Annotated in this window: 8 protein-coding genes and 1 pseudogene; 6 read left to right on the top strand and 3 right to left on the bottom strand. The window is 42.3% G+C overall.

From position 1 onward, the window contains the following. Window positions 1–175: 175 nt before the first annotated feature. Window positions 176–766 carry a TonB family protein gene (locus BV375_RS23285; protein WP_086764808.1) on the top strand — a complete coding sequence of 197 codons (591 nt, stop codon included), beginning with the start codon at window positions 176–178 and terminating at the stop codon, window positions 764–766. A 127-nt stretch (window positions 767–893) separates the two neighbouring features. Here BV375_RS23285 and BV375_RS23280 read toward each other — a convergent pair. From BV375_RS23280 to BV375_RS23270, 3 genes and pseudogenes are all read right to left on the bottom strand, one after another. Beyond that, window positions 894–1,073, bottom strand: a pseudogene (locus BV375_RS23280) (NCS2 family permease); the annotation flags it as partial. 311 nt (window positions 1,074–1,384) lie between these two features. Beyond that, window positions 1,385–2,032, bottom strand: a complete 648-nt coding sequence (locus tag BV375_RS23275; RefSeq protein ID WP_086764806.1) for a response regulator transcription factor — start codon at window positions 2,030–2,032, stop codon at window positions 1,385–1,387. Beyond that, window positions 2,029–3,231, bottom strand: a complete 1,203-nt coding sequence (locus tag BV375_RS23270; protein WP_086764804.1) for a sensor histidine kinase — start codon at window positions 3,229–3,231, stop codon at window positions 2,029–2,031. The genes BV375_RS23275 and BV375_RS23270 overlap by 4 nt, the downstream gene beginning before the upstream one ends. A gap of 409 nt (window positions 3,232–3,640) precedes the next feature. Here BV375_RS23270 and BV375_RS23265 point away from each other — a divergent pair, with 409 nt between their 5' ends. From BV375_RS23265 to BV375_RS23245, 5 genes are all read left to right on the top strand, one after another. Beyond that, window positions 3,641–4,030 (top strand): hypothetical protein, encoded by a 390-nt coding sequence (locus tag BV375_RS23265; protein WP_143842176.1) that lies wholly within the window; start codon window positions 3,641–3,643, stop codon window positions 4,028–4,030. Between the two features lie 88 nt (window positions 4,031–4,118). After that, the gene (locus BV375_RS23260) at window positions 4,119–5,399 is read left to right on the top strand and encodes a S41 family peptidase (protein WP_086764799.1); all 1,281 of its coding nucleotides are present in this window, start codon (window positions 4,119–4,121) and stop codon (window positions 5,397–5,399) included. A 63-nt stretch (window positions 5,400–5,462) separates the two neighbouring features. Beyond that, window positions 5,463–6,368: a hypothetical protein gene (locus BV375_RS23255; RefSeq protein ID WP_086764796.1), complete on the top strand. Its 906-nt coding sequence runs from the start codon at window positions 5,463–5,465 to the stop codon at window positions 6,366–6,368. Between the two features lie 20 nt (window positions 6,369–6,388). Continuing rightward, window positions 6,389–7,390 carry an RNA polymerase sigma factor, RpoD/SigA family gene (locus BV375_RS23250; RefSeq protein WP_086764793.1) on the top strand — a complete coding sequence of 334 codons (1,002 nt, stop codon included), beginning with the start codon at window positions 6,389–6,391 and terminating at the stop codon, window positions 7,388–7,390. Between the two features lie 356 nt (window positions 7,391–7,746). After that, window positions 7,747–9,303: an efflux RND transporter periplasmic adaptor subunit gene (locus BV375_RS23245; RefSeq protein WP_086764790.1), complete on the top strand. Its 1,557-nt coding sequence runs from the start codon at window positions 7,747–7,749 to the stop codon at window positions 9,301–9,303. Window positions 9,304–9,305: the final 2 nt, after the last annotated feature.

The raw sequence follows: 9,305 nt of genomic DNA, 5'->3' as shown, positions 1-9,305 counted from the left end.
TAAAAAAATAGCAGTAGCACCGACCACACCACTAACGCCCAAAGTTGAGCCAACAGCGCCCAAAAGTGCAACCATACCAACAGTGCCCAATCCTAAGAAAATAGCGGTAGCACCGACCACACCACTAACGCCTAAAGTTGAGCCAACAGCGCCCAAAAGTGCAACCATACCAACAGTGCCCCAGCCTAAGAAAATAGCCGTAGCACCGACCACACCACTAACGCCCAAAGTTGAGCCAACAACACCCAATCCTAATCACTTAGGCCAACCGGGAACTAGATTAAGTGGGCGAAAACCATCTCAAGCAATGCCTTCTCATTACACAGGTGCCGCAAGTTTGCTGGGTGGTACTGTAAGTGTATCTAGCCGGAATTTTAGTGGTGATAATTTGGCAGCCTTACCCAATTCCAACCGCGATCGCCAAGGGACTTCTGGTATTGATGCCCAAAGTCAAGATATAGATATCACCTCTTACTTAAACCAACTACAGCAACGAGTGAAGCAGCAATGGCTACCGGGGTTAAGCCAGTCTTCTCGGCGAACGGTGCTTAACTTCAGTGTTAACCGTTCCGGTCAGCTGAGCAATCTCCAGCTTGCACAAACTTCTGGATTTAGCGTCACTGATCAAGCGGCGCTCAACGCTATACAGCGAGCCGCGCCCTTTGCACCTTTGCCCACAGGATATCCCAACAAATACATCCATATTCAATTTACATTTGATATCACTGTTGATGGAGAGCTAAATTTATCGGGGGATGGTGGTTAACAACAGCAATGCCTACGGCCAGCTGCGCTAACCCTATTTTCAAAGAGGAAACCTAAACGATGATGTGGGAGCGATCGCCAATAGTGAATTGCAAAGCTTATCCCCAAACAACAATGCAGCGATCGCATCAAATTTTATCTCTTTCTTGCCAATCGACATATAAAAAGAGAATAGCCAGCAAAAGATAGCCAATAGCCCAAGGCGTATCAGTTCCCCAACCGAAATTCACAACTGTATCTGCGACAGTCCAACGATAACTGTGCATTAACCCAACCCACGAAATGACAGCAGCGATTATAGACCAATAAGGTTCAGTTAAGGTGATAAGAGTTCTCATCTGTCGAACAAAAACCAAGATTTGGGGGATTCTCCCCCAAACCCCCGATTGGGGCACGGTTGCGTCCCCCAAGCCCCCTCCAAAATAATTGTTCGGTTTTTTGTTTAGTAATTATTTGTGAACTTTTTTGTCAATGAATTTTCTTAACCGAACCGTATTGATTGCAATCCCATCCAAAGTGGAAAGCAGTGCCGCATGGGGAGCGAGGCGGCGGGATTATAGCAATAACATCCTGCTACCCGACAATTTCGACAGGAGGCGGCAATCCGGCACTACTGAAGCTACTTAAGATGACCGAATAGAGACTGGGCAAGCAAGGCGGCCTGAGTGCGATCGCGCAAGTTTAAGTGGCTGAGAATATTTGTGACATAGTTCTTAACAGTATTTTCCGAAAGAAACAGCGATGCAGCAATCTCACGGTTATTCGCTCCAGAGGCAATTAAATGCAATACGTCTAACTCTCTAGCTGTGAGTTGTGCTAATTCTTTTGGAGGGTCAATAGATGGAGTGGGTATTGTGCTAAGCAAAATCGCCTTTTCAAACAATCCTGGGCCCAGCTGGGTATGTCCCTTGTAGACAGATCGAATTGCTAAAGCCAGTTCATCTGGTTCAGTATCCTTGAGCAAATAACCCCTAGCACCCAATCGCATCGCTTGCGAAACGTACTCATCATCATCGAACGTAGTTAGAACAAGAACTTTCGTGTCTGGATAATTTTGCGCGATCGCTCCTGTTGCTGCGACTCCGTCCATTACAGGCATCCGGATATCCATTAACACAATATCGGGTTGTAGTGTGGGAATCTGCTCAAGCGCCCGTTGCCCATTCTCGGCTTCGCCGATCACTTGCATATCAGAATTGGACTCCAGCAAACTTTTAATGCCCTGGCGAATGAGGACTTGATCGTCAACTAACAAAATCCGAATCATAGCAACAATTTTGAAAGAGGAAATGAAACATAGATGCGGCAACCTGTTCCAGGTTGACTCTGGAGATGAAACTGACCACCTAGCGCTAGCGCTCGTTCTCGCATTCCTTGGAGTCCAAACCCAGTTGTATTTTGATTTGGATCAAACCCTTTTCCATTATCCTCGATCGATAGATTAAGCTTCTGAGCCTGCTGTTGTAATTGAATAGTTACACCTATGGCTTGGGCATGTTTATAGATGTTTGTCAGCGATTCTTGCACAATGCGGTAAAGAGTTGTGTTAACTTCTGTTGGTAAAGAGAATGGCACATCGATTTTGTAAGCAGGTTCTATACCTGTAGTTTGCTGAAAGTCTTTCAGTAGCTTCTTAATTGCTGATTCAAGGGATTGTCCCTGTAATGGGTTGGATCGCAAAACAGAAACTGAACGCCGAATTTCCAGCAGCGCCTCAGCTCCCTGTTGCTTGGCTTGTTTGAGGAAAGTCAAGGACTTGTCTGGATTTGATTCCCAGAACAACAGAGTATTATTAATCTGAATGGCTTGGGCAGATAGAGTGTGTCCTAGTCCATCGTGAATTTCGCGGGCAATGCGGTTGCGTTCCTGCAAAGTTGCCTGATCTTCAATGCGTAGTGCATACTGCTGCAATTGCTGATGGGTAATCTCTAATTCCCGATGGGCAATCTCCAGTTGTTCTCGACTCTGCCGTTCTGCAAGCAAGGCATTAATCAACAATAAAGCAAATATCAGCGTCAAGCTAAACAACAACAAATTACTCAACCGCCAATCCCAGACTATTATTGGGAACTTACCTGGCACAATGGGTTTTGACAGAAGTATTGTTCCATAGGAAATAAAAGATAAACCCAAGACAGTTAACTGTCCAGATCGCTTAAATATCAAACAACTCCGCATTACTAGCACCAAGCACAGTAGAAAAACGGAGCGAGTAGATAATTCAGATTGAGTTGCTAGTACCCAAATAAAACCGAATTCTATAACTGTGTACAATAATTTTGTTCCTAGTTTGACTGTTGGCAGTAGAAAGCCCATCAAACCAAAAACAGCGATCGCCAGAACTCGCAGCAATAAAGACCAACATAAACTGAACGGCAACAACACTTCCATGAATACTGCCGTGACTAACAGCAGCCACTCCAGGTAAAGCAACAGTCGAAATGATCGGTATGTTAGACGAAACATATAACTGTTCCAACTCAATGGCTGGAGCAACGAAACTAGAGGTATTTTCCCAATCTTAGAAGGGAACAGGTAGTCAAACAACACATCAATCCTTTGAAAGTTGCAAAGCGTGAATGAGGGCTTGAGATACTCTACTTTGCAAAGTAGTTGGTATCTGGATGCTGTGGATGATTAAACTCTTCTTTCTATATAACGAATTTGTCTGCAATATATTTAGAGCCGTTTTGACTGATTAACTATTTCTCAACTAGGACAAAAGTCACAATAACTTAATTACTTTTTTCCTACTAAAGTTAGGAACTTTACTTCATGCGCTGACCTATTCCAACTTTTAAGATTAGCTGTGTAATCAAGGTAGCGACTTTTCAGACATTCATTTGATTACATATAACACCAGATGGAGCGGCAAATGTTAAAGAAACAAATAATTGTACCAACTCTCTTACTTGCAACTATCCTCATTGGAGGAGTGACAGGTTGTACCAGTTCTAAATCTCCAGATGCGTCTCAAGGCGACAACTCCGGGACAAATGTTTCTGAAAATGCACCTACAACAAACACTTCTAAAGCAGATACTTCACAACGTGGTCAGCACCGCGAAGCAGTTCGTCAGCAAATTGAGGCGATTTTAACTCCAGATCAAGTCAAACAGTTGTCAGCAAAATTGCAACAAGGCGAAAAAATGCGTAACGCCTTGTCTAGTCTGAATCTTAACGCCGATCAAAAAACTAAAATTCAACAGATTTTCAAGACTGCTTATTCTCATCATCAAGGGCAATCTCAGGAGAATTCTCAGTAGTTTGTTCGCGTTTTAAATATGAGCTTAAAGAGATTCGTAGCATTTCTGTGCACTAGTTTTTGTAAATCTATCCTTATTCAGTTGCAGTATGTTAAAGCAAAAATTATTAACTACCATAGAACTTGTAATTACAGCAGCAATCCTGACAGGAACTAGTTTCTATGCTGCCAAAAGTCTGGGAGAGTCCCAAGCCAGTCCACAAAAACTCGTAGACCAGGTGTGGCAAATTCTAGATCGCAATTATGTTGATAGCAGCTTTAACAATCAAGACTGGAAAGCTGTGAGACAACAGTATGTTAACCGCACCTACAGTTCTAAAGAACAAGCTTATGCAGCAATTCAAGAAATGGTGGGAAAATTAGGCGATCGCTATACGGAATTCTATGACCCCCAAGAATTCGAGGATCTGGATAACGAACTAGCTGGCAATCTCAATGGTGTCGGTCTGGAACTAGCAGAGAATGAGAAAACTAAAGCGTTAACTGTTGTTGCTCCAATTGAAGGAACACCTGCTTTCAAAGCGGGTATTTTACCGGAGGATGTGATTGTCAAAATCGACGACCAGCCAACTCAGGGAATGAAGATCAACGATGCTGTCAAGCGGATTCAGGGTGCGGCGGGAACTAAGGTGACACTCACAATTCAACGGCGTAGTCAACTGCAAACTTTCCCACTCACCCGAGCCAAAATTGATGTGAGTCCCGTGACTTACCGTACACAAACAACAGCAACAGGCAAGATTGGCTATATTCGACTACCACAATTTACAGACACGGCTCCAGCGCAGATGCGTCGGGCAATTCAAGCATTAGAAAAACAACAGGTGCAAGGATATGTTTTGGATTTGCGCAACGATCCAGGTGGATTGCTGGATGCAAGTTTGAAAATTGCCAGTATGTGGTTGAAGCAAGGAACAATCGTCTCTTTGGTAAATCGAAACCAAGTCAAAGAGCAATACGAAGCCAATGGACATCCCTTAACCAATAAACCCTTGGTTATCCTGGTCGATCAAGGGTCTGCTAGTGCTAGTGAAATTCTTGCTGGTGCGTTACAAGATGATAATCGTGCCCAGTTAGTAGGGACTCGCACCTTTGGTAAAGGTTTAGTTCAATCTGTAGAACCGCTAGAAGATGGTTCGGGGTTAAAACTGACGATCGCTAAATACTACACACCCAAAGGTCGAGATATCAATCATGTTGGCATTTCACCAGATATTACCGTGGCCTTAACCGAAGCACAACAGAAACAGATGGCTCAAAATCATGCTTTAGGAACGTTAGCCGATCCTCAGTATGCTAGTGCCGTTGCTGACCTGAGTAAATTGATTCAAGCCGAGGCAAATCATGTAAGCCTCCAGTCTAAAAAATAAGCATAGAAATACTTTTGACAATATCTACTATCGTCAACAAGCCAGGAACTGCATGTTTCCATCATGTCAAACCACAGTAAAGGCCAAAAATTGCAAATTGGCGAACCTGTGCAGGGTCTCCAAATCTTGGTTCGACTCTGTACTATTCCCTTAGTACAGAAGGTAATAATCACACTTACCCGTTATCAACTACCAATTGTAGGATTTGTATTTATTGGCACTTTGGCTTTTGCCATGCGGAAAAATGCTCCTTGGATGACAGTACATAAAGATGTAGCGATCGAATTTTTTTCTGCTGTCTCTCAATCCCTGGCTGCTTTATTAGGAGTGTTAATAGTTTTTTTGACGTTTACTAGCCAATTGATAGCCCAACGGCGATATGAAGACTACTATACACTTCAGATTCAAATTGACCAACTGATTCGTCTGACTCAATCTCTTCCTTCTGAATTAAATAATTTTGATGAAACTCTGATAGTAGTAATTAATTATTTAGTTCCTTTGCATTTAAAAGATTTTCCCATTTACGAATCTAGTGTAGAAGCGCTTTCCTTAAGCAGGTTGCTAGAGAATTTCAGAAATAAATCTTCTCAAGTCCAGCAACAATGCTCCTTGAGTACACATTTACATTTGCAACAAATTCTACTTGTTATCAATAACATGGAAGAAATCTTAGAAAGATTTTCTCGACTTTACAATCGTATCCTGGAGGTAAGCCGTTTCATTCTGGCAATTACTAAATTGTCTTTCCTGCTAGGAGTTTCACTATTGTTTTTGTTGTTATTCGGTATTGTCGATGTACAAAGAAAGTTTCCCGATCTCAGCCTACCTGTAATTTTTTCTTTAGCAATCTGGGTATTGATTGCCCTCATGGAACTAGTAATTGATACCTGGTTTCTTTATAAAAACCTCTATGCTTATCCGAGTCATTACCTGCGTTTTTTCTCTAATACTAAACATTCTAATTAACAGGAGTTAGCTTACGCATTATGAGAAACTTAAAATTGTCAGAAACTGAAGCTAATAACACAAACAAAGCCTCTCAACCAACAACCGATCTAGTGCGTACCTATCTTCAAGAAATTGGTCGGATACCTTTATTAACCCATGAGCAAGAGATTTTTTTTGCTCAACAAGTTCAGCGGATGATGGCAATAATTGCAGTCAAGGAAAAATTGACGCTTGAATTAAAGCGTACACCGACACTGCAAGAATGGGCTAACCAGATGCAGCTGAGAGAAGAGGAATTACTTCAGCAGCTAAATCAAGGAAAAAAAGCTAAACAGAAAATGATCGCGGCTAATCTCCGGCTGGTGGTGTCAATTGCCAAGCAATATCAGAAACGTAATTTAGAACTTCTAGATTTAATTCAAGAAGGTACTTTAGGTTTGGAAAGAGGAGTTGAGAAATTCGATCCGACTCTGGGATATAAGTTTTCAACCTATGCTTACTGGTGGATTCGTCAAGGAATTACGCGAGGAATAGTTCAAAAAGGACGCACTATTCGACTACCAATTCAAGTACATGAGAAGTTAAACAAAATTCAACGCCTTCAGCAAGAATTATCTCAAAAGCTGGGTCGTATTCCCAGCACTAAGGAAATTGCTGATGTACTAGCTTTAGAACCTAGTCAGATTCGGGAGTATTTACTTTTAGCCCGTCAACCTGTATCTCTAGAGATGAAAGTCGGGCCAAAACAAGAGACAGAATTACGAGATTTAATAGAAGATGATAGAGCATCCGTTAATAGCTATGCTGCTGAAGAATCCCTGAATAAAGATATTCAAAAACTATTATCAAATCTGCCTCAGCAACAACAAGAAGTCTTAATTTTGCATTTTGGCTTGGTAGACGGAAATGGAATCTCTTTATCAGAAATTGCTCGACGTATGGATATTACTAGAGCGCAAGTCCGGCAGCTAGAAAGAAAAGCTCTCAAGTTTCTGCAAAGAAATATCAATATAGATAACATAAAATTCATTATTTTTTAGTGTCTGTAGTCTGTAGGGTGGGCAAAGCCTAGGGTGTTGACTCCGTAGCTTTTTAGTAGTTAAAAAATCATGCAAAATCTGTGTTGTCATTGCGAGGAGGAACGACGAAACAATCCCAGAATATTTGCGATTGCGTCGCTTCGCTCGCAATGACACTAGACGAAAATAGCATGAACCAAAAACGCCCAAATTTCATCAAAGTGAACAGCCTAGGCATAGCCCACCATAACTCAGTTATAGCCGTTTCTTTTATTGAAAAACTTTATTTGAAGGTAAGTAAATTATGAACGTAAAACTATCTCTTAAGTTTTCTAGGTTTCACTTTTTACAATGTAATTTATCCAAAGTTCAAAATTATGAACACTTTTGATGATGATTCTCCAAGTGATATTCAGCAATATTATGGTGTTGACTTTAATTTTGCAAAACCCTCACTTTCTAAAACAGTTCGATCCAACTGGAAAAAACTAATTGGTATTACGCTGCTAGCGATGCTGATATTCTTTGGAATGCGTGCGTTTACTCAACCCAGTAAAGCAGCCAGATCTAACAATAGAAGGCAGCAAGTAACACCTGTAACCGTAGCGACAGTTACCCAAAAAACAGTTCCTGTGCAATTGCAGGCGATCGGCAATGTACAAGCTTGGTCTACGGTAGCGGTTACACCTCAAGCTAGCGGGCGGATTACTGGAGTTTATTTTAAGAAAGGTCAACAAGTACATAAAGGACAGCTGCTATTTACGCTGGATGAGCGAACCGAAACTGCGGCAATTCAGCAAGCTCAAGGCACTTTAGCTAAAGACCAAGCACAGGTACAGCAAGCCAGAGCTACTCTAGCCAAAGATTTGGGACAAATAGATCAAGCCAGAGCCACTTTAGCCAAAGACCAAGGATTAGTCAGACAAGCTGAGGCGACTTTAGCCAAGGATCAAGCCCAAGCCCAATACGCCCAAGCACAAAGCAACCGTTACACGACGTTGTTTAAGCAGGGAGCAATTAGCCAGGATCAAGCGCAGCAATACACTACTAATAGCCGGGCAGATTTAGCAACTATTCAAGCAGATCGAGAAGCGATCGCCAATGCTCAAGCAGTGGTAAACAGCGACCAAGTAGGAATTAAGAATGCCCAGGCTGTTGTCCAAGGCGATCAGGCGGCGATCAAAAATGCCGAGGCGGTTGTTAGTGCTGATGAAGGCGCATTGCAAAATACTCAAGTGCAATTGTCATACACGAAAATTTATGCCCCGATCGATGGTCGTGCTGGTAACATTCTCGTGACTCAGGGTAACGTGGTTCAAACCAACAGCACCAATCCCCTGGTAACAATCGCCAAAATTCAACCGATTCAGGTTGCCTTTTCTATCCCAGAATCCAATCTACCCCAAGTGCAAAAGTATATGCAGAATGGCAAGTTGAAGGTAGATGTGACCTTTTCTGGCAGTAATACCCCAATACCTGGTGTTTTGTCATTTATTAATAATACGGTTGATAACACCACAGGAACAATTCAGTTGATTGGCGACTTTGACAATGCTCAGGGACAGTTGTTTCCCGGTCAATATGTGAACACAACACTGACGCTGACTCAACAACCAAATGCGATCGTTGTTCCCGCCCAAGCCGTTCAGAATGGCCCGAATGGGCAGTTTGTCTTTGTGGTTAAACCGGATATGACGGTAGAAAATGTGCCTGTAACTGTCAGCAACACCATTAATGGCTTAGATGTGATTGAGAAAGGAGTGCAACCAGGCGATAAAGTGGTCACCGATGGACAAGCGAACTTAGTTTCGGGCAACAAGATTCGGATCAAAACTGCTTTAAATGCAGCAGGTGGTAATAGTTCCAATGCAGATACTGGCAATCCTCAGCATTCAAGGAGACAGCGTAATTCAGACTCAGCAGGGAGCAACTAACT

Source organism: Nostoc sp. 106C (assembly GCF_002154725.1).
Taxonomy (GTDB): domain Bacteria; phylum Cyanobacteriota; class Cyanobacteriia; order Cyanobacteriales; family Nostocaceae; genus Aulosira.
This window is presented reverse-complemented; position numbering and strand designations above follow the sequence as displayed.